Source organism: Microcystis sp. MC19, assembly GCF_003019735.1.
Lineage (GTDB): Bacteria > Cyanobacteriota > Cyanobacteriia > Cyanobacteriales > Microcystaceae > Microcystis.
Genome location: NZ_CP020664.1, coordinates 905,031 through 927,198, shown reverse-complemented (window position 1 = coordinate 927,198; position 22,168 = coordinate 905,031). Strand labels below are relative to the sequence as shown.

The 22,168-nt window shown below is 43.0% G+C and carries 18 protein-coding genes and 1 pseudogene; 13 read left to right on the top strand and 6 right to left on the bottom strand.

The features are described 5' to 3' along the window. Positions 1-176 precede the first annotated feature (176 nt). A complete protein-coding gene (locus B5D77_RS04735; protein ID WP_106908373.1) occupies positions 177-1,913 on the top strand; it encodes an IS1634 family transposase in 1,737 nt (578 codons plus the stop codon). Between the two features lie 202 nt (positions 1,914-2,115). Continuing rightward, positions 2,116-3,006, top strand: a complete 891-nt coding sequence (locus B5D77_RS04730; RefSeq protein WP_008198227.1) for an alpha/beta fold hydrolase — start codon at positions 2,116-2,118, stop codon at positions 3,004-3,006. A gap of 6 nt (positions 3,007-3,012) precedes the next feature. Here the strand turns inward: B5D77_RS04730 and B5D77_RS04725 are convergent, their stop codons facing one another. After that, positions 3,013-3,843, bottom strand: coding sequence for a hypothetical protein (locus B5D77_RS04725; protein ID WP_008198229.1), 831 nt, complete (start codon positions 3,841-3,843; stop codon positions 3,013-3,015). A 262-nt stretch (positions 3,844-4,105) separates the two neighbouring features. Between B5D77_RS04725 and B5D77_RS04720 the strand changes: the two genes are divergently transcribed. Then, complete coding sequence (locus B5D77_RS04720) at positions 4,106-4,342, top strand: ferredoxin-thioredoxin reductase variable chain (RefSeq protein ID WP_008198231.1); 237 nt, start codon at positions 4,106-4,108, stop codon at positions 4,340-4,342. 14 nt (positions 4,343-4,356) lie between these two features. On the opposite strand, the gene tyrS is transcribed toward B5D77_RS04720, so the two are convergent. Continuing rightward, positions 4,357-5,574: a tyrosine--tRNA ligase gene (tyrS, locus tag B5D77_RS04715; RefSeq protein WP_106908372.1), complete on the bottom strand. Its 1,218-nt coding sequence runs from the start codon at positions 5,572-5,574 to the stop codon at positions 4,357-4,359. Between the two features lie 196 nt (positions 5,575-5,770). On the opposite strand from tyrS, the gene B5D77_RS04710 reads away from it, so the two are divergent. The 3 genes from B5D77_RS04710 (at position 5,771) to B5D77_RS04700 (ending at position 8,650) form a co-directional block, all read left to right on the top strand. Next, entirely contained in the window at positions 5,771-7,456 is a 1,686-nt protein-coding gene (locus B5D77_RS04710) for a glycosyltransferase (protein ID WP_106908371.1), read from the top strand. 95 nt (positions 7,457-7,551) lie between these two features. Then, a complete protein-coding gene (locus B5D77_RS04705; protein WP_039899583.1) occupies positions 7,552-7,776 on the top strand; it encodes a ferredoxin family protein in 225 nt (74 codons plus the stop codon). A 136-nt stretch (positions 7,777-7,912) separates the two neighbouring features. Continuing rightward, positions 7,913-8,650 carry an ABC transporter ATP-binding protein gene (locus tag B5D77_RS04700; protein WP_106908370.1) on the top strand — a complete coding sequence of 246 codons (738 nt, stop codon included), beginning with the start codon at positions 7,913-7,915 and terminating at the stop codon, positions 8,648-8,650. Positions 8,651-8,765: 115 nt separating this feature from the next. Here B5D77_RS04700 and yvcK read toward each other — a convergent pair whose 3' ends face one another. From yvcK to hoxE, 4 genes are all read right to left on the bottom strand, one after another. Next, positions 8,766-10,139, bottom strand: coding sequence for a gluconeogenesis factor YvcK family protein (gene yvcK / locus B5D77_RS04695; protein WP_106908369.1), 1,374 nt, complete (start codon positions 10,137-10,139; stop codon positions 8,766-8,768). A gap of 73 nt (positions 10,140-10,212) precedes the next feature. Beyond that, a complete protein-coding gene (locus B5D77_RS04690; protein ID WP_008198255.1) occupies positions 10,213-10,698 on the bottom strand; it encodes a Tic20 family protein in 486 nt (161 codons plus the stop codon). Between the two features lie 122 nt (positions 10,699-10,820). Continuing rightward, positions 10,821-12,428: an NADH-quinone oxidoreductase subunit NuoF gene (nuoF, locus tag B5D77_RS04685; RefSeq protein WP_106908368.1), complete on the bottom strand. Its 1,608-nt coding sequence runs from the start codon at positions 12,426-12,428 to the stop codon at positions 10,821-10,823. Between the two features lie 28 nt (positions 12,429-12,456). Beyond that, the gene (gene hoxE / locus B5D77_RS04680; protein ID WP_002762924.1) at positions 12,457-12,966 is read right to left on the bottom strand and encodes a bidirectional hydrogenase complex protein HoxE; all 510 of its coding nucleotides are present in this window, start codon (positions 12,964-12,966) and stop codon (positions 12,457-12,459) included. A 588-nt stretch (positions 12,967-13,554) separates the two neighbouring features. Between hoxE and B5D77_RS04675 the strand changes: the two genes are divergently transcribed. From B5D77_RS04675 to B5D77_RS04630, 7 genes and pseudogenes are all read left to right on the top strand, one after another. Then, positions 13,555-13,746, top strand: coding sequence for a hypothetical protein (locus B5D77_RS04675; protein WP_106908367.1), 192 nt, complete (start codon positions 13,555-13,557; stop codon positions 13,744-13,746). Between the two features lie 112 nt (positions 13,747-13,858). Next, complete coding sequence (locus B5D77_RS04670; protein ID WP_254053036.1) at positions 13,859-14,149, top strand: DUF4347 domain-containing protein; 291 nt, start codon at positions 13,859-13,861, stop codon at positions 14,147-14,149. A gap of 54 nt (positions 14,150-14,203) precedes the next feature. After that, on the top strand, positions 14,204-14,440 hold the full coding sequence (locus tag B5D77_RS27945; RefSeq protein WP_008205433.1) for a hypothetical protein: 237 nt from the start codon (positions 14,204-14,206) through the stop codon (positions 14,438-14,440). Positions 14,441-14,476: 36 nt separating this feature from the next. Beyond that, complete coding sequence (locus tag B5D77_RS04660; RefSeq protein ID WP_371515151.1) at positions 14,477-14,983, top strand: hypothetical protein; 507 nt, start codon at positions 14,477-14,479, stop codon at positions 14,981-14,983. Between the two features lie 26 nt (positions 14,984-15,009). After that, a pseudogene (locus B5D77_RS04655) lies at positions 15,010-15,350 on the top strand (hypothetical protein); the annotation flags it as partial. A gap of 225 nt (positions 15,351-15,575) precedes the next feature. Beyond that, positions 15,576-21,590, top strand: coding sequence for a DUF4347 domain-containing protein (locus B5D77_RS25720; protein WP_159036940.1), 6,015 nt, complete (start codon positions 15,576-15,578; stop codon positions 21,588-21,590). Positions 21,591-21,872: 282 nt separating this feature from the next. Continuing rightward, positions 21,873-22,133, top strand: a complete 261-nt coding sequence (locus B5D77_RS04630) for a hypothetical protein (RefSeq protein ID WP_254053035.1) — start codon at positions 21,873-21,875, stop codon at positions 22,131-22,133. Positions 22,134-22,168 lie beyond the last annotated feature (35 nt).

The window sequence follows — 22,168 nt, the reverse complement described above, 5'->3', positions numbered from 1 at the left end:
TCAAGACCCCTGTAACAGAAATTAATATCTGAACTTCCCCCATACATATATACTACAATAGCCGAAAACCCTTATCCATCAATGGATGCACCCCCTTAACTTTTCTTAATGTACCCATGTAATTTGTAACATTTCTTAATGGACAAGAATTCTCTCCATTTGCTAAAATGATAGCCATGTATATAGAAAAAGTTCCTAACCGTAATTCTCCCCCCGCTGTTCTTCTTCGAGAATCCTACCGAGAAGGAGATCAAGTCAAAAAAAGAACCCTTGCCAATCTCTCAAAATTACCCGATGATATTATCGAAAATCTGAAACTGGCTCTTAAAGGAGCAACACTGTCCATGAATGAAGGCATTCCCAATCATTTTGAAGTGATTAGAAGTCTTCCTCATGGTCATGTAATGGCTATTTTAGAGACGATTAAAAAATTGGGTTTAGATAAAATAATCAGTGAAAAATCCTCACGAATCAGAAACTTAGTGGTGGCGATGATTGTGGCAAGAATCATCAATCCTAAATCGAAACTAGCCACAGCGAGAGGGTTTAATAGTGAGACTTGTAGTCAGAGTTTAGGACAATTGTTAGACTTAGAGAAAGGCGATGAAGACGAATTATATAACGCCTTAGATTGGTTATTAGAAAAGCAAGAGAAAATTGAGAAGCACCTAGCAATTAAACACTTAGAATCAGGAACATTAGTCTTGTATGATGTCACTTCTACCTACCTAGAAGGAAATGGTTGTGAACTGGGAAAATATGGGTATAATCGAGATAAAAAGAAGGGGAAAACTCAGATAGTGTTTGGTTTGCTCTGTTCAGCTAAGGGTTGTCCGATAGCGGTAGAAGTATTTGAAGGAAACACTTCAGATGGTGCTACTTTAAGCGGACAAATTGAGAAAGTCAGAAAGGGTTGGGGGATTGAGAATGTGGTCTGGGTAAGTGATAGAGGAATTTTAACTAACTCGAAAATCAAGGAATTAGTAAAACCGATAGAAGGATTAGACTATATTACTGGTTTAACTAAGCCTCAAATTCGGAAACTGGCTGAGGTGGAAGTGATTCAATTAGGATTATTTGATCAGGTAAACTTGGTGGAATTTGAGAGTGAAGATTATCCCGAAGAAAGATTAATTGCTTGTCGGAATCCCTTAATAGCCCAGAAAAATCAACTACAAAGAGAGGCATTATTAGAAGCGGTAGAGAAGGAACTAGATTTGATTGTTCAGGCGACTCAAAGGGAGAAAAGAGCTTTAAAGGGCCAAGATAAGATAGCTTTGAGAGTGGGCAAGATTCTTAATCAGTTTAAGGTCAATAAATACTATAACCTAGAGATAACAGAAGAAGGCTTTTCTTATCAGCGTAAGCGGGAATTAATCGCTCAAGAAACGGCCTTGGATGGTGTGTATGTGTTAAGAACTTCTCTGGAGTCAACCTTGATGGATGCAGCGACGACGGTTAAAGCTTATAAAAGTTTATCTCAAGTGGAGGAGGCATTTCGCTGTTATAAGTCAATTGATTTAAAGGTACGTCCTATCTATCATTATAAGGGTGATAGAGTCAAAGCTCATATCTTTTTATGTATGTTGGCTTATTATGTGGAATGGCATTTAAAACAGTGCTTGGCTCCTTTATTATTTGAGGATGAAGAAATTGATGATGGTTCTCTGAATGTGATTAAAGCCAATCGGAGTGAATCCGCTCAGTCTAAAGAGAGAAAAAAACGGAATCAAGAGAACTTTCCTGTGCATAGTTTTCGGACTTTGTTGGAAGACTTGGGGACAATTTGCTTGAATACAGTGGAATGTACGATTAGAGAGGGAAGTTATCGTTTTTCTAAGATAACTCGACCGACCCAACTGCAACAAAAAGCGTTAGATTTATTAGGAGTTTCCCTGATTTGTACCCAGTAACGGGGCGGCGTAAATTCTCTTAATCCCTTCTACAGCACAGCTTATGGCTTTTTGTCAACGGGGAAGTCCAGTAATATTGCAAGAAAACGGGTTTCTCAAAGAAACCCGTTTTCTAAAAATGCTTCAAAATATTCGCTTAATGCTTCTTTCCTGACAGTATATATTAAGAAAAGCAACGAATACTTTACAGATAAACAAAAATATGCAGCAAATTCTAGGATTAGAGACACAACCAAAAATCTGGCATTGGCGGGGATTCAAAATCACCTATCAGAGTGCGGGGGAGACGGGACCGGCGATCGTGCTTGTGCATGGATTTGGGGCATCTTGGGGACATTGGCGGAAAAATATCCCCGTTTTAGGCGAAAAATGTCGCTGTTTTGCCCTAGATTTAATTGGTTTTGGCGGTTCCGACAAACCCGAACCGCAAAAGGAGATCGATTACACTTTCGAGACTTGGGGGGCGCAAATTGCCGATTTTTGTCGGGAAGTGGTGGGGGGTCCCGCTTTTTTGGCGGGTAATTCCATCGGTTGTGTGGCCATTATGCAGGCTGCCGTCGATTATCCCGATTTTGTCCTTGGGGTAGCGGCGATTAATTGTTCCCTCAGACTACTGCACGAAAGAAAACGGGGGAAATTACCCTGGTATCGTCGTTTAGGTGCGGATATTGCCCAAATAATTCTCAAAAATAAAGCAATTGGGGCTTTTTTCTTCCAACAGATCGCTAAACCCCAGACAGTGCGTAAAATTCTCCTGCAAGCTTATCGGCGCTCGGAAGCGGTAACAGAGGAATTAGTAGAAATAATCCTAAAACCCGCCCGAGATCCAGGAGCGATCGAGGTTTTCCTCGCTTTTACTGGTTATTCTGGCGGCCCACTGCCGGAAGACCTACTGCCGATCCTCCCCTGTCGGGCCATTCTGCTTTGGGGTAGCGAGGATCCTTGGGAACCCTTGGCCTTAGGCCAAGAATTAGCACGATTCCCGACAGTAAAACAGTTCATCCCCCTAGCTGGTTTAGGCCACTGTCCCCAGGATGAGGCCCCTGAAATAGTTAATCCGATTTTATTAGACTTCCTGCAAGCTCCTATCTAAGTCCCTCTAGTAACCAGAAGGCCGGGCATTAATCGGTTGTTGGATGGTGAAACCGCGGTTAATACTTGGAGGTGGGACTTGATTGGGGGTGCCATTATTGCTAGGTGGCATTCCCTGATTGGGATAACCGGTGACGTTCGGTTGACTGCCGTAGACGGGGGGCTGATATACGGGAGGTTGATAATAGTTGGATGGGTTGCTAGAGGCCCGGACCGGGTTAGGGTTGGTATTATTCCAGGAGGGTGGGGCCTGAACATTTTGTTGATCGGGGGAATTATTCCCCTGGGGATTAACTTGATTCGGGCTGCCCCCGGGGTTGAGATTAGGAGAATTATTCAAGTTAGCAGTCCGCGAGCGATTTTCGATTTCCCTTTGTAAAGGATAATTGCTAGTATCGCCACTAATCGGTCGCACTTGAATCGGTTGCAGACTTTTACTAGCCTTCGGAGCCTGATTTTGCCTAGTCTGCGGCATTAACGGGGCAAATAAGGAGGGTTTCTCGTTGTTGTCGGGATTAGTGTTTAAAGGATTAAAAGGCTGCGTCGGGGCCGGTTTGTTCGGGCGAGCGGTATTATTATGGGCAGGAATGGCCGGCAGTGGTAGAGCAGTGGGGGGAGGAGCATCGGTAATCTGGTTAGCTCGGATTTCCCGTTCCTCTAAGGACATTCCTGGGGTATCTAATACCGAATCCAACCATTCAGGATTTTGTTGATATACAGAGAAACCAATTAGAGCCAAGGAAAATATTCCTAACGGTAGCCAAAATAAGGGTTGGGCAAAGGGTTTTAATCCCGCCAGGAAATAGCGCATGGAAGAAGAATCTTTATAGTCACTCATACCGCTTAACCCTCTATAGGTTTTCCTCCATGCTATCAAATCATTAAGCAGTTATCAGTTTTTTGCCCTCAGCCGTCAGCCCTGCACCACAGGTGAGGCTCAGGTTGCTCCCAGTATTGCTGCTTACGAACAAAAGTATCGTCAAAGCTCAGGCTCTCGGTTTCAATCTTAAGAGTTTTCAGTTCCCCGTTCCCTGATATAGCGTACAATGATAAGATTGTTTTCAAAGATACAATAGGCGTTTGTCTTCGCTAGAGAGTTTATGAAAGTTGGCGATCGAGTTCGTGTAATTGAGTCTGTGGTAGTTTATCACCATCCTGAACACAAATCGAATCCTTTTGACGTGAAAGGATTAGAGGGAGAGGTGAAAGCGATTGTCACCGAATGGCGTGGTAGGCCGGTTAGCGCCAACCTACCCGTCCTCGTCGAGTTCAGTAAAAAGTTTAAAGCCCATTTTCGAGATTTTGAGTTAGAAATCGTGGAAAAAGCCGCCGAATAGGGACTTTTTCGCTTTTAAGCTACAAAGCGAATAAATTTATTTTTGCCCACCTGTAGGACTTTTCCCCTTAAAGCTTCGGCTGTCTGAAAACTTTTGTCCACATCGGTGATTTTCTCGCTATCGATCCTCACAGCGCCCCCCTGAATCTGTCTTCTCCCTTCGCCGCTACTTTTACACAAGCCGGTGGCCGAGAGAAGATAGAATAATTTCAGGGGAAAAGTGACCTCTGCGAGGGAAAATTCGGGAACAGAAGCCGCGGATGCTGTATTTCCCTGTAAAACTATCTCCTGCGCCGTTTTTTGTGCCTTTAATGCCTCCTCTTTCCCGTGAAACTGGGCAACTACCTCGATCGCCAGTTGTTTTTGTGCCTCCCGCGGATTGCTCGGCATAGCATCTAAGGGCAAATTTGTCAATAGTTCGTAATAATCTTTTAACAAAGCGTCGGGGGTTTTTTCCAGTTTCGAGTACATGGACAGGGCCGACTCCCGCAGTCCCACATAATTATTCAGGGATTTGGACATTTTTTGACTGCCATCGGTTCCGATTAAAATCGGTAAAAGTAGCCCGAATTGCGGTTTTTTGCCGAAATATTTCTGTAAATCACGACCGACGGCAATATTAAATTTTTGATCGGTTCCTCCCAATTCGACATCGGCCTCAACAGCTACGGAATCATAACCCTGCATTAAGGGATAGAGAAATTCATGGAGAAAAATCGGGTTTTCCTTGTCGTAGCGTTCGGAAAAGCCTTCTTTTGCCAACATTTGCCCGACGGTCATGGTGGAGAGGAGTTCGAGAATTTGTGAGAGGTCTAATTTCCCCAACCATTCCGAGTTATAGCGAATTTCTAGACGATTAGGGGTGTTAAAATCTAAAATTGGGCGCAATTGTGCCAGATAATTCTCGGCATTGGTTCTCACTTCTTCGATGGTTAATTGTTTTCTAACTTCCGATTTTCCCGTCGGATCGCCGATTCTAGCGGTAAAATCGCCAATAATTACCACTGCTATATGACCAGCATCCTGGAAGGCCCGCAGTTTCCGAAAAGGAATACTATGACCTAGGTGAATATCGCTGCCGGTGGGGTCAATACCTAGTTTAATTCTTAAAGGGCGATCGGCGGTTTGCAGTAGTTGGGTTAAATTTTCCCTAGGATCTTGGGAGTCGGGTTGATGGGGGAATAGGTCACTGGTTCCACGGGTTAGCCAGTCTAGGGAGGAAGATACGGTCATCGTTGCTCATTTTCCACAGCCTTCCCATTATAGTTTTTTATTATGTCAAGTCACAAGCAAAAGGTAAATAAACCAGCATCTTCAATCAGAGTCGGTAACATCTTGACAATTCTCTCGATCGAATATAGAGTCTTAAAATCTTACTCTCCCGAATTTCAAAAAATTTACCTGTCTTGAATTGCGACCCGATAAGCTGATGAATCCTAGTTATAATAACTCTATACCAGTGCAGAGGATCAAAGTTTCTGTAATTATTTCTACCTATAAATCAGCGGAGTTTATCCGAGGTTGTCTAGAGGATTTGGTTACTCAAACTCTTTATGAAAAGGGAGAAGTAGAAATTATTATTATCGATAGTGCTTCTCCAGAGAATGAAGGGGAGATTATCCAAGAGTTTCAAGAAAATTATCCTAATATTATTTACCAGAGAACTCAAGAACGAGAAACCCTCTATCGAGCTTGGAATCGCGCTATTAAACTAGCTAGGGGTTCCTATATCACCAATGGGAATACTGATGACCGTCGCTGTTTCAATGCTCTAGAAATTCTGGCTAATTATCTAGATAATAATAGAGAGATTAGTTTAGTTTATGCCGATCAATTAATTACCACCATCAAAAATGATACTTTTGCCACCACCCCCGCTTTAAAACATTGGAATTGGCCAAATTACTCCTATCAACAGATGCGTCAAGGTTGTTGTGTGGGTTCTCAACCAATGTGGCGAAAAATGCTGCACGATAAATATGGTTATTTTCAGGAAAATTTTCGCTGTGCTGGTGATTACGAATTTTGGTTAAGAATCGGCAGTCAAGGGGAAAAAATGGCTTTAATTCCTGAGATTTTAGGTTTATATTATTTAAATCTCCAAGGTTTAGAACATGGCAGCAATGGTCAAGCATTAGAGGAACATTATCAAGTATGTAAAATCTATGAAATTCCTCACCCAGAAATTAAGGATATAGAAATTAAACCCAATCCAGTTAAGATGGAAGATTTAGGGAAAATTTTAAATAAGGATGAGCGAGAAAAATTACAAACAATTCAAGCTATCTCCCAGAATAAAACTCCAATTATTGTTATTGATGGCGTAATTTTTCAAATCGATCAAGGGAAATTAGCCTGGGTTTGGTCTTCAATTCTAGAGCATTGGACTCAATTAGAATTGAGTCAACACATTGTTATTTTAGATAGAAATAACACCGCACCACGATGGGAAGAATTTAAATATTGGCCCGCAGAATCCTACGATTATAATTGTACGGGAAAGGATGCCAGAAAAATTCAAGCTATTTGCGATCGCCTACAGGCAAATTTATTTATTTCCACTTTTTATACCAGTCCCTTAACCACTCCTTCTCTGCTTTTGCTTGCTTCTGAATTCCCAGAAGAAAAGGGCAATTTACTGGTAGATTTAGAAAAACACTATGCAATTTTATCCGCGGCTAGAATCATCGCTTTTTCCTCTGAAATCTCCCAAAATTTAATCAATTCATACCCTCAAATTAACCCCGAAAAAATTGATATTATCGAGTTTTTTGAAGTTAATCAAAAACTAGCCGAACAAATCACTAATTTTTTCCAGTATGCGCTCAGAGAAAGTAAGGAATCAAGTCAGAATCAAGTCTGGTTAGAGTTAAGAAAATTACAGGAAGCACAACAGATAATGTATCTGAAACAACAGCAAGATTATCGTACTATGCAAGGGATGGAAATATCCTTAAAAGAATTAGAAAATAATCATAACTATCTCCAGAAAAATAATCAGGAATTACGGGAAGAAATCAACTATTTGTCCTCTCGTAAGGGAATAGTAAAAACCCTAGCGAAAACTTCTATTTTACTTCTTGCTAAGATCAAGAAAAAACTGCCAATATTTTAGAGAATTAAGGCCAAGTTTCCTAACAACGATCCGATCCTGGCACAGCAGTGCCGAAAAGTGGTAAAGTAATGTTAAGAATTAGAGGAGAAAACACTGTGCCACATTCGATCGTCACTGGAATTTGTGAAGGGGTTGCCGATTGCGTTTCCGCTTGTCCCGTGGCCTGTATCCATCCGGGACCGGGTAAAAATGCTAAAGGAACCGATTGGTATTGGATTGATTTTGCCACTTGTATCGACTGTGGTATCTGTCTTCAAGTATGTCCCGTCGAAGGTGCAATTCTCCCAGAAGAACGTCCCGATTTACAAAAAACGCCCTAATTTATCAGTTATCAGTTATCAGTTATTAGTTATCAGATGTAAGTTTTCAGTTTACTGATTACTGTTCACTGAAAATGCACCCCAATTCATAATTCATAATTCATAATTCATATTACTCTCTCCTTTTTACCTTGCCATGGATTACCTTTTAGAAGTTGAACAAGTTTATGCTGGTTATGTGCAGGATTTATACATATTGCAAGGAGTTAACTTTCGCATTGCACCGGGGGAATTAGTCACGGTTATCGGGCCCAATGGTGCAGGAAAATCTACCCTTGCTAAGACGATTTTTGGTTTATTAAAACCCAGTGCTGGAACCATCACTTTTAAGGGAAAAAATATCACTGGTTGGAAATCTAATCAAATCGTTCCCCTCGGAATGGGTTATGTTCCCCAAATTGCTAATGTTTTTCCATCCCTGAGCATCGAGGAAAATCTGGAAATGGGAGCTTTTACGAGCAAAGGAAATATAAAATCTTTAAAAGAGCGCATTTATGTCATGTTTCCTCGTTTGCTCGATCGCCGTCGTCAGAAAGCTGGCACTTTATCCGGAGGAGAAAGACAGATGTTAGCCATGGGACGATCGCTGATGTTGCAACCAGATTTATTAATTCTCGATGAACCTTCGGCAGCTTTATCTCCTATCTTAGTCACCAGCGTTTTTGAACAGATAAAAGCGATTAACCAGACGGGAACTGCCATTATTTTAGTGGAACAGAATGCCAAAAAAGCCCTAATGATGTCTGATCGGGGTTATGTTTTAGAAAATGGTCAAGATCGTTTTCAGGGATCGGGTCAAGATTTACTCAATAACCCAAAAGTAGGGGAATTATACCTCGGTGCGGCTGATCATGGCGTCCATGGAAAGAATTAATATTAAAAGGTATAGGAACAGGGAATTATGAATTATGAATTATGAATTATGAAGTGGGAAGAATAAATAAAAATAATCTCCTGACGACCGACGACCGGCTACCCAAAACGAAGTTTCACTTTTTAGCATACCAGCGCCATAAAACTCGCGCTAAACGTTGGGGATCGTGACGAACTTTGGCAGTAACTTCATCTTCTGCCATTACATTCGCTAAAACAATGCGATAACCCATTTTTCCCACCTCCTCGCGGTCTAAAAACACAGGATGACTATGCTCTTGGGCGTATAATTGCAGAGATTGGGGCGATGGTGCAGTTCTTTGGGCTAAAACTGCATCAAAGATGCGTTCCTCGCAGACTTTTTCGATCGCCCGAATATGATCAGCCACCGAATAATTATCCGTTTCCCCCGGCTGGGTCATAATATTACAAACATAGACCCGGGGGACTGTCACCTGTGCTAAGGCCTGACGAATGGCGGGAACCAACAAATTAGGGATAATACTGGTATAAAGACTACCCGGCCCGATGATAATATAATCTGCCTCCTTGATTGCCGCTAAAGCAGCCGGTAAAGCGACCGGATCGGCAGGATGACAGCCAATCTGACGAATTTGCCCCATAGCTTCGGTTATCTTCGATTCTCCCTCAATAAGGCGCCCATCGGCTAACTTAGCCCAGAGACTAACATCGGTAAGGGTAGCAGGTAGCACTTTACCGCGAATGGCCAAAACTTTGGCACTAGCATCGATCGCCTGTTCCAGATCGCCGGTAATCTCGGTCATAGCGCTGATAAATAAATTACCAAAACTGTGGCCCGATAAACCATCCCCGGCATGAAAGCGATATTGAAACAATTCCGTTAATAACTTTTCCTCATCGGCTAAAGCGGCGATACAATTGCGAATATCCCCCGGGGGTAAAATGCCCATTTCCCGACGTAATCGGCCCGAAGAACCGCCATCATCAGCTACGGTGACAATAGCGGTGATATTGGAACTATACTGTTTTAAACCGCGTAAAAGCGTCGATAAACCTGTACCGCCACCAATTGCTACAATTTTCGGGCCGCGATGGAGACGACGATGGGTGCGTAGGCGATCGACTAATTCCTCTGATGCGTCCGGTTGTAGTGCTTCTGTAATCGTTTCGACGGTGCGACTCTGACCCCAGAATAACAAAAAGACACCTAGCAAAACCGCCAGCGGCCCGGAAACAGAATTAGGGACCAAACGGGCGATCGTTTCTAATGCTTGGGAAACAAACTCTAAAAAGCGATTAACTGGGGTTAATTTTACCCAAACAGCTAAACCGAAGGAGGTGAGAAAAACGCCGGTTAAACTAATTAAAAGCCAGCGTTTGACAAAAAGACCGGGAGAAAGCCATTTAAACCAACGATTAACTCGTTTAGGCGTTTTTTTGCCCACAGAAGCGGCTATTTTCCCCTTCTGAGCGTTGAGTTCCCGTAGCGTCTGTTTAAATGGACTCATAGATGTGGCCTGGCAGCGAACGCATTGATTCTGGAGAGACTGTAGCCGAAAAAGGGGACAAACTCAAGTTAACTTAACCTCCCACCTGGGAATAGGCCGCCTCGGAAATTGTGGGAATATCGGCGTATTTACCGATAACCGACTGTATAATGCTGTAAACACAGGCGGCAAATGCTCCCAAAAAGACGACGTTAAAAAGAGTTTCTACCACTAAATTCGCCCCTAAACCCCTAGCGATGAAACCTAAGAGCAATCCCAATAAATACACCAAAATATCGATTAAAATCGCCTGCATGGTGTTAAACCGGATAAAATGACTGATGCGGGGATTGCGTACCACGGCCAAAAAGAGGACGAAAAAGATAATTAAATTGCCAAAGGTTCCCAGGGAACTATAGAGAAAAGCTAAGGGAGTTAAAACTATTGCTAAGGCCGCTCCTAAGAAAGGGATTTGCTGAAAGATAAAGATACCGAAGGCAAAGGCCGAATATAAGGGTAAAAGATATACTAAGGCTGCAAAAATGCGATCTTTTGTATCGGTTGAGCCGCGCCAAGTCATAATCTATTGTCTCCTGAGACTACTGCTAACTCTCTTCAAGATAACCCGGCAGCCCACCAGACTTCCCATAACCAAAGAAATTGATCGAGGCCGAAGATTGTTAGGCCTCGATCGAGTTATTCTCAAACAGAGACGGGGTGCTTGATTTCCTGTAACAGAGCCAGATATTCCTCCTTAAAATACTTTAGGGTACTTAAAATCGGATTGGGAGCGCTTTGGCCAAGACCACAAAGACTGGTTTCTTTAACCATTTGACAGAGATGTTCTAGGTTTTCGAGGTCGTGAATATCGGCCTTTCGAGCGATAATTTTGGCCAATAATTCAAACATTTGTACTGTTCCCGTGCGACAGGGGATACATTTACCACAGGACTCCTCGCGACAGAATTCCATATAGAATTTCGCCACTTCCACCATACTGGTGGTATCATCCATGACCACCATACCCCCGGATCCCATCATCGAACCGAGTTTGGCTAAGGATTCGTAATCTACGGGAGTATCGAGTAAATTAGCGGGAATACAACCCCCGGAGGGGCCGCCGGTTTGTACCGCTTTCACCTGACCATCGGGAACACCCCCCCCCATCTCCTCGACAATTTCCCGGAGAGTAATACCCATCGGCACTTCAATCAGCCCATTATTGCGGATTTTTCCCGTCAAAGCGAAGATTTTTGTGCCTTTACTGCTGGCAGTACCGATATTGGCATACCAAGCGGCTCCCTCGCGGATAATAGCGGCGATATTAGCGTAGGACTCCACGTTATTAATCAGGGTGGGACAACCATCGAGGCCCGATTGGGCCGGATAGGGGGGACGGGTGCGGGGAGTGCCGCGGCCGCCTTCGATGGAATGGATGAGAGCGGTTTCCTCTCCACAGACAAAAGCTCCCGCCCCGATGCGGATATCCACCTTAAAATCGAAAGTGGACTCGAATACTTGGGAACCCATTAAACCAAATTTTTTGGCCTGATTAATCGCTTTTTGCAGACGATCAATCGCCAGAGGGTATTCGGCTCTAACATAGATATAACCATGATCCGCCCCCACAGCATAGGCAGCGATCGCCATTCCTTCCAGGACTAAATGGGGGTCACTTTCCAAAACACTGCGGTCCATAAACGCGCCAGGGTCCCCTTCATCAGCATTACAGATAACGTATTTTTGTTTACCCGGTTGTTTAGCCACCGTCGCCCATTTTAAACCAGTGGGATAACCCGCACCGCCTCGGCCGCGCAAACCGCTTTGGGTGATTTCCTCCACCACTTGGGCCGGAGTCATCTCATAGAGTGCCTTGTAGAGAGATTGATAACCCCCGACGGCTATATATTCCTCAATGCGATCGGGATCGATTTTACCGCTATTTTCCCGGACAATTTTGACTTGATGGGAGAAAAAGGGATGTTTTGAGTCCCCTAATTGCACCTCGGTTTTGCCGCCGTTTAAGGCCGCAATAATGCTGGCCGCACTTTCCGGGGTGACTTCTTCGTATAAAAGATCCTGGGGATCCACTTCCACCAACGGACCGCGACCACAAAAACCCATACAACCGACCCCCACCACTTCGACTGTATCCTCTAGGTGTGCCTCTTTGACGGCAGTGGCGAGGTTTTTTTCGATTTGGAGGGAGTTAGCAGCTTGGCAACCGGTGGAAGTGCAACAATGCACCCGGATGCTTTTTTGTCTAGCTTTTTCCTTCTCGGCCACTGCCAATAATTCTTGTAAGTCCATATTCTTCTCAATCCACTAGAGTGAAAAATTACTGGGAGAAACTCTGTAGTTTCGCTAAGACAGTTTCCGAATCTTGTTTCGGGGCCACGACTCCATCGAAGACCACGGCCGGCGCAATCCCACAGGCCCCGATACAACGGGCCGACACTAGGGAAATTTCTCCATCGGCGGTGGTTTCTCCCACTTTGACATCAAAGGCGTTTTCGATGTCTTCGAGGATTTTGCCGCTGCCTTTGACATAACAAGCAGTCCCCATACAGATGATACAGGTGTGTTTTCCCGCCGGTTTCAGGGAAAAGAGATGATAGAAGGTTGCTACCCCATAGACGCGACTGAGGGGCAGTTTTAGCGCCCGGGCAACGTAGAGGAGAACATCTTCTTCTAGGAATCCAAAGGCTTCTTGAGCTTTGTGCAGGACTTCAATCAGGGCTGATTGATTATATCCTGCCCGCTTCATGGTGATGTCGAGGACTTTGAAGCGTTTATCGCCACTGGGATGCTCTTTTTTCTCCGTTTGACGAGGATTGGCAGTTTGCATAAATCTGAACCAAATAAATTTTAGGGGCGATGACGGGAAAAAGATGGAGAGTTGTCGGTTTTCCTTGGTCATCTCCCTGCTTTTATTCTGACACTGGCTCCGGAGGGCGATCGATAACTTTATCTTTCCTTTAGTTATTGGGGGATATTCAGTTATCAGTGACCAGTAATCAGTTATCAGTCAGGGATTAGGAGATGGGGAGATGGGGTAAAAAGCTGCACTTGTCTCAACACTATAACACCCTGAAGCAATCTCATATATATAGAAAACGGGTTTCTTCGAGAAACCCGTTTTCTATATTTTTCCTGATAAACGTTAATTTCTGTTACAGTGGCTTCTTTATCTAAGGTGTAGGGTGCGTTAGGCGAATATCAATTCCGTCAAAAAACCCAAATTAACAATCCGCCGTAACGCACCACCTCTATTATTAAATTGGTGCGTTATGCTATCGCGCTTCACAGCCTAGGAGTAAGCAGACAACTCAAATGAACCAAACAACCGCCAATTATGATGAACCCTGGAAAGAAGCATTAAGCGAGTATTTTGAAGCATTTTTAAGCTTCTTCTTTCCCGAAGTTCACCGATTGATTGATTGAACAAAAAAGCCGTGATGCCATAAAAACAGTTTTGCAAGCTCGCTTAGGTGAAGTTCCTTTAGATGTGGAACAATACCTCAATGAAGTTTCGGTGCTGTTTAAATTGCAAGAGATTGTTAAATTAGCAGCTACCGCTAATTCTCTCGCAGAATTTAAGCAGTCTTTGGCAAAAATCAATATCTAGAAAACGGGTTTCTTTGAGAAACCCGTTTTCTGTTAATTTTTGTTATATCCCCCTTGAAAAATTCGGGATTCTTTGCATAAAATAGTCGAAGTCATCCTTTGCGGTTAATGTCATGACTTCTACCCTTTTGCCGAGCTTTCCTGCTGTTGACGATGCTTTGTTCAATTTTGCTCAATCTGATGGCTTGAGTCAAGCTAATCAGGTGAATAGTGCGAGAAATCAGCGTTTAACCGCTACCGTAGTTTTCCTCGATGCTGGTGTTACCGATTATCAAAGTCTCCAAGCTGGAGTAATTCCAGAAGTCGCCACGGTTATTCTCTCTCCCAATCAAGACGGAATCGAACAAATCTCCGCTTTTTTACCACAAAATCCCCAGATTACCACCATTCACCTCTATTATTAAATCGGTGCGTTACGCTATCGCGCTTCACAGCCTACGAGTAAGCAAACAACTCAAATGAACCCAACAACCGCCAATTATGATGAACCCTGGAAAGAAGCATTAACCGAGTATTTTGAAGCGTTTTTATACTTCTTTTTTCCCGAAGTTCACCAACTAATTGATTGGACAAAAACTCCCGAATCTCTAGAAAAAGAACTCAAACGGATTACCGCTTCAGCAAAGACAAAAAAACGTTTCGCTGACAAACTCTATTCAGTTATCAGTTACCAGTTATCAGTTATCAGTGACTAATTGGAAACAAGTAGCAATCCCTTTGCTATAATAGTGATGGCACACCTGAAAACAAAAGCGACTACTGGGAAACTGCCAGAACGGGAACAGTGGAAGTGGAAGTTAATCAGGGGATTGTATGAAAAGGAGTTCGAGAGAGAACAGATAATTAAACTGTTTGAAATCATCGACAATATGATGACTTTATCCCCTGAATTGCAGTCAAGTTTAGAAAGTAAAATCAAACAATTTGAGGAGGAAAGAACCATGCCTTTAATGAGTAATATGGAGTTACGAGGAATAGAACGCGGTAAGGAAATAGGCAAGGAAATTGGGGAGTTACGAGGAATAGAACGCGGTAAGGAAATTGGAGCGTTAGAAAATGCTCGTGATTTTGTGAAAAAAGTTTTGGAAACCCGACTAGGCGATATCCCTGGAGATATTGGACAATGTCTCAATGATGCTTCAGTTATTTCGGTTTTAGAAGAGATGTTAAAAGCCGCACTTATAGTAAATTCTTTTGAGGAGTGTAGGAAGTCTTTTAGTATCATCATAAATAAGTAGGGTGGGTAATACCTACCTTACTTAGTAAACTGTTTGAAATCATCGACAATATGATGACTTTATCCCCTGAATTGCAGTCAAGTTTAGAGAGTAAATCAAACAATTTGAGGAGGAAAGAACCATGCCTTTAATGAGTAATATGGAGTTACGAGGAATAGAACAGGGTAAGGAAATTGGGGCGTTAGAAAATGCTCGTGATTTTGTCAAAACAGTTTTGCAAGCTCGCTTAGGTGAAGTTCCTTTAGATGTGGAACAATACCTGAATAAAGTTTCGGTACTATCTACATTACAAGAGATTGTTAAATTAGCAGCTACCGCTAATTCTCTCGCAGAATTTAAGCAGTCTTTGGCAAAAATCAATATCTAGAAAACGGGTTTCTGCGAGAAACCATGAGAAAACGGGTTTCTTTGGTATTTAGAAACCGGGTTTCTTTGAGAACCTATTTAGAAACCGGGTTTCTTTGAGAAACCCGGTTTCTTGTCTTTGAGAAACCCGTTTCTTGTATAAATGTTAATTTATGTTATGGAAGTCTTGAAAGATTGGCCATTGTTAGGCTAAAACTGTTAGCAATAAACCTTTGCGGTTAACGTCATGACTTCTACCCTTTTGCCGAGCTTTCCTGCTGTTGACGATGCTTTGTTCAATTTTGCTCAATCTGATGGCTTGAGTCAAGCTAATCAGGTGAATAGTGCGAGAAATCAGCGTTTAACCGCTACCGTAGTTTTCCTCGATGCTGGTGTTAGCGATTATCAAACCCTCCAAGCTGGAGTAATTCCAGAAGTCGCCACGGTTATTCTCTCTCCCAATCAAGACGGAATCGAACAAATCTCCGCTTTTTTACAACAAAATCCCCAGATTACCACCATTCACCTCGTTTCCCATGGTGCGCCGGGGTGCTTATATTTAGGGAATTGTCAACTCAATTTAACAAATATTTACGATTATCGCCAACAGTTACAGAATTGGGCAAAGATTAATCGTATTCTACTGTACGGTTGTCAGGTAGCAGCGGGAGATGCGGGGACAGAGTTTATTGAGAAGTTGCATCAGTTGACGGGTGCGACGGTGATGGCTTCAGCGACACCTACGGGAAGTAGTCGAGGGGGAGGAAATTGGGAGTTAGAGGTAATAGTTTCTCGCGCTGAAAGTGAGCAAGATTTGAATATTTCGTTGGCGTTTGATGGGGGGACTTTAGCTACTTATGAGGGAGTATTTGCTCTTTCTTTAGTTGGAAGGTGGGATCGTTTAAGCTTTGCCAATGCGGTGACAGTAGTAGGTAACTACGCCTACGCGGTGGGGGATACACTAGAAATCATTGATATTAGTAATCCCAGTGACCCGATTTTCAAGGGGAATTACGATATTTCCGATGGTCAAGATGTACAAATAGTCGGTAGCTATGCTTATGTAGCTGATTTGTATTCAGGACTGACAATCATCGATATCAGTAACCCAGATACTCCCACCTTTGTCAGTAATTATGATACTTCTGCCAATTCTTATGATGTGGAAATAGTAGGCAACTACGCTTATGTGGCTGATGGAGGGTTGCTAATCATCGACATTAGCAACCCAGCCGCTCCCACTTTTGTGGATATTGATTATACTTCTGACCTTCCTTATGATGTGGAAATAGTCGGTAACTATGCTTATGTAGCCGATTATTGGTCAGGACTGCAAATCTTCGAGATTTTCAACCCAGCCGCTCCCACTCTTGTGGGTAATTATGATACTTATGGCAATGCTGAGGATGTGGAAATAGTCGGCAACTACGCTTATGTGGCTGATGGAGGGGGTGGACTACAAATCATCGACATCAGCAACCCAGCCGCTCCCACTCTTGTGGGTAATTATGATACTTCTGGCCTTGCTTATGATGTGGAAATAGTCGGCAACTACGCTTATGTAACTGATTATTGGGATTGGTCAGGATTGACAATCATCGACATCATCGACATCAGCAACCCGACTACTCCCACTCTTGTGGGTAATTATGATACTTATGGCAATGCTGAGGATGTGGAAATAGTCGGTAACTATGCCTATGTTGCTGATGGAGGGGGTGGACTGACAATCATCGATATCAGCAACCCAGCCGCTCCTACCCTTGTGGATAATTATGATCCTTCTGGCTTTGCTGGTGATGTGGAAATAGTCGGTAACTACGCTTATGTGGCTGATGGGTATTCAGGACTGCAAATCATCGATATCAGCAACCCAGCCGCACCTACTCTTGTGAGTAATTATGATACTTCTGGCCTTGCTTATGATGTGGAAATAGTCGGCAACTACGCTTATGTGGCTGATCGGGGAGGGGGACTGCAAATCATCGACATCAGCAACCCAGCCGCTCCCACTTTTGTGGGTAATTATGATACTTTTGGCGGTACTAGGGGTGTGCAAATAGTCGGTAACTACGCTTATGTGGCTAGTTATTATTATACAGGACTGACAATCATCGATATCAGCAACCCAGCCGCTCCCACTTTTGTCAGTTATTATTATACTTCTGGCTCTACTACTGATGTGGAAATAGTAGGCAACTACGCTTATGTGGCTGTTGCAGGGAGTGGACTGCAAATCATCGACATTAGTAATCCGACAACGCCTACTCTTAAGGGTAATTATTATAATTTTTTTGACGGTGGTGATGTGGAAATAGTCGGTAACTACGCTTATGTGGCTAATGGGACTTCAGGACTGCACATCATCGATATCAGCAACCCAGCCGCTCCCACTTTTGTGAGTAATTATGATACTCCTGGCTTTGCTTCTGATGTGCAAATAGTAGGCAACTATGCTTATGTAGCTGATGAGTCAGGACTGCAAATCATCGACATCAGCAATCCAGCCGCTCCCACTCTTGTGGATTCTGGTACTTCTGGCTACTCTGCTGGTGTGCAAATAGTAGGCAACTACGCTTATGTGGCTACTGGTGCAGGCGGATTGAAGATTATTGATGTAAGTGGCTTCAATAACCCATCGCCTTTACCAAGTGTCACCTTAGCAGTTTCCACCACCAGTGTTACTGAAGATGGAACGACTAATCTCGTTTATACCTTCACCCGCACAGGAGACACAACCAATCCTTTGACGGTCAATTTTACAACAGTCGATGATACAGACTGGTGGAAAAGAGCCATCTTTAACACAGATTACAGTCAAACCGGTGCAGCCAGTTTCCCAAATTACTCAAGTGAAACAGGGACAGTGACTTTCGCTGCTAATTCTGCGACTGCAACTGTAACAATTGACCCCACAGCAGATACCACAGTTGAAGATGACGAAACCGTCAGCTTAACCCTCACTTCTGGGACTGACTATACAGTTGGGACAACTACTCCAGTGACGGGAACGATTCTCAATGATGATACCCGTGTTACCCTTCAGGTTTCTCCTAGTCTTGTCACCGAAGATGGGACAACCAACTTAGCTTACTTCTTCTACCGCGACGGTGTAACAACTAATGCTTTGACAGTTAACTATACAGTTGGGGGGACAGCTACCCTTAATACAGACTACACTCAAACCGGTGCAGCGAGTTTTAATGGGACAACAGGGACAGTGACTTTCGCCGCTAATGCTAATAATGCTACCGTAACAATTGACCCGACAGCAGATAATATAGCTGACCCGGATGAAACTGTAACTTTAACCCTCGCTTCGGGGACTGGTTATACAGTGGGGACAACCACCACAGTGACGGGAACAATTAATGACGATATCAACCCCCCTACCCCCACTTTCATCAGCAAATATGATACTCCAGGATGGGTTTGGGATTTGAAAGTAGTGGGGAATTACGCATATTTGGCTGATTGGACTTCAGGACTGCAAATTATCGACATTAGCAACCCCACTAACCCCATTTTCAAAGGCAATTATGATACTGACGCTGCTTATGGTGTCGAAGTAGTGGGGAATTACGCTTATATAGCTGATGGGAGTTCAGGACTACAAATCATCGACATCAGTAACCCTAGTAATCCCACTTTCATCGGCAATTATGCTAATTTTGGTGCGGTTCTTCGTGTGCAAGTAGTTGGAAATTACGCATATCTGGTTAATAATGGGGCTTCATCACTGCAAATCATCGACATCAGCAATCCCACAAACCCCACATTAAAAGGCAGTTATGATGATGATTCTGACCCTGCTTTTGGTTTACAGGTAGTAGGAAATTACGCATATCTAGCTGATGGAGAGTCGGGACTGAAAATTATCGACATTAGCAATCCCACTAATCCCATCTTAAAAGGCAGTTATGATACTTCTTATGCTTTTGGTGTGCAAATAGTCGGTAACTATGCTTATGTAGCTGATGATATGGCAGGACTGAAAATCATCGACATCAGCAATCCCACCAACCCCATATTAAAAGGCAATTATTATAGTTCTGGCCAGGCTGCTAATGTGCAAGTAATCGGTAACTACGCATATCTAGCTGCCCACTCGGGGGGTTGGGGGGGTTATGGACTACAAATCATCGACATCAGCAACCCTACTAATCCCACTATCAAAGGTAATTATAAAAACTTTTACTCTCCTTTGTCATATGCGTATATAGTCCGTGATGTGCAAGTAGTTGGTAATTATGCTTATGCCGCCGGTTCAAACTCTCCTGGTGCAGGCGGATTGCAAATTATTGATGTGAGTGACTTCAATAACCCATCGCCTTTACCAAGTGTCACCTTAGCGGTTTCTCCCAGTAGTGTCAATGAAGATGGGACAACTAACTTCGTCTATACCTTCACTCGTTCTGGTGTAACAACTGATGCTTTAACCGTCAACTATACAGTTGGGGGGACAGCGACATTTAGTACAGATTACACCCAAACCGGTGCAGCAAGTTTTACCGCAACCACAGGGACAGTGACTTTCGCTGCTGGTTTAGCTACTGCTACCGTCACAATTGACCCCACGGCTGATACAACTGTTGAAGATGATGAAACCGTCATTTTAACCCTCGCTTCTGGGACTGATTATACAGTTGGGACAACTACTCCAGTGACGGGGACAATTCTCAATGATGATATCAGTGTCACCCCAATCGAAACCTTTGGTAACACCAAATTAGTCCAAGATGCGACTAATAAACTTTACGCACAAATTGGCAATAATAACCCCATCACCCTTAAAGTTCGTGCCACTCAGGTTACCACAAATACCTACCCTGGTTGGCAAATCTTAGCCGCAGAAACCGTCAATGGAGTCAATCAAGTCCTCTGGAAAAATACCCCACAAAACCTTCTATATATATGGAATTTAGATAGTAACTGGAATTGGCAATCTTCCCAGGGAGGGTGGGGATTAAACTCCCCGGAAGCTTTTACCCAAGAAACCAACTTCCAACAAGACTTTAATAGCGATGGAATCATCGGTTCACCCTACACCCCAATCGAAGCCTTTGGTAACACCAAATTAGTCCAAGATGCGACTAATAAACTTTACGCACAAATTGGCAATAATAACCCCATCACCCTTAAAGTTCGTGCCACTCAGGTTACCACAAATACCTACCCTGGTTGGCAAATCTTAGCCGCAGAAACCGTTAATGGAGTCAATCAAGTCCTCTGGAAAAATACCCCACAAAACCTTCTATATATATGGAATTTAGATAGTAACTGGAATTGGCAATCTTCCCAGGGAGGGTGGGGATTAAACTCCCCGGAAGCTTTTACCCAAGAAACCAACTTCCAACAAGACTTTAATAGCGATGGAATCATCGGTTCACCCTACACCCCAATCGAAGCCTTTGGTAACACCAAATTAGTCCAAGATGCGACTAATAAACTTTACGCACAAATTGGCAATAATAACCCCACTGTCATCAAAAATGGTGCCACTCATATTACCACAAATACCTATCCTGGTTGGCAAATCTTAGCCGCAGAAACCGTTAATGGAATTAACCAAGTCCTCTTGAGGAATACATCACAAAACCTTCTATATATATGGAATTTAGATAGCAATTGGAATTGGCAATCTTCCCAGGGAGGGTGGGGATTAAACTCAACCCAAGCTTTCAGCCAAGAAACCAACTTCCAACAAGACTTTAACGGTGATAATCAGATTGGTAATCCCTCCCCAAGTAGTCTAGTTGGTGGCTTAGGTAATGATATTCTAGTGGGTGGCGCTGGTAACGATACCCTCAATGGTGCTGCTGGAACCGATACTTTAACCGGTGGGACGGGGACAGACATCTTCATTTTCCAATTTGGCCAATCTACCATAGCAGCAAGCGATCAAATTATGGATTTTGCCATCAATACTGATAAAATTGACTTATTAACTCAAGGTGGACTTCCCATGAGTGCGCCTAGCAGTTTCAGTCGCGCTGCTGATAGCACTGCTACCACTTTAGACAATTTAGTCAATCAGGTATTTACTGATGCCAATGGAGCGACTACAGGTAATCAAGGATTAGGGATTAATAGTGCAGCCTTAGTGCAAGTAACAACCGGTGCAATAGCTGGAACTTACCTCGTTATTAATGATAGCACGGCTGGCTTCCAATCCAGCAATGATTTATTAATAAATATCACTGGATTTACTGGTACTTTACCTGCTTTAGGAAGCATTCCAGTGGGTAATTTCTTTGTTTAATTAAGTAGGCGTAGGGTGCGTTAGGCGGCTATCAATTCCGTCAAAAAACCAAAATTAACAAGCCGCCGTAACTCACCACCTCTATTATTAAATCGGTGCGTTACGCTGTCGCGCTTCACCCCCTAGGAGTAAGCGGACAACTCAAATGAACCCAACAACCGCCAATTATGATGAACCCTGGAAAGAAGCATTAAGTCACCTAGAAAACGGGTTTCTTCAAGAAACTATTTAGAAACCCGTTTTCTTTGAGAAAACGGGTTTCTGGACTTTAAGAAAAATAAGTTGGATTTAAAGTTTGAAGGATTAAAGTTTGGTAAGTTTATTGACAAAAATAATCTGTCAATAGATATTGACGAATTAATTATAATTATCAAAAATCATTCTCAGAAACTGTCCTTAGATGAACAGCAAATTAAACAGGATTTATCTGACGCACTCTGTAAAGTTTTAGGTACATTGAATGCTACTGATGTTAAAACCCACATTCCGCACCCTCAACTGTCACAGATCAAAAAAGCCATTAAAGTAGTACATAATAACTAAAATTAATTCAAAGGTTAAAAGGGTTAATGAGAATA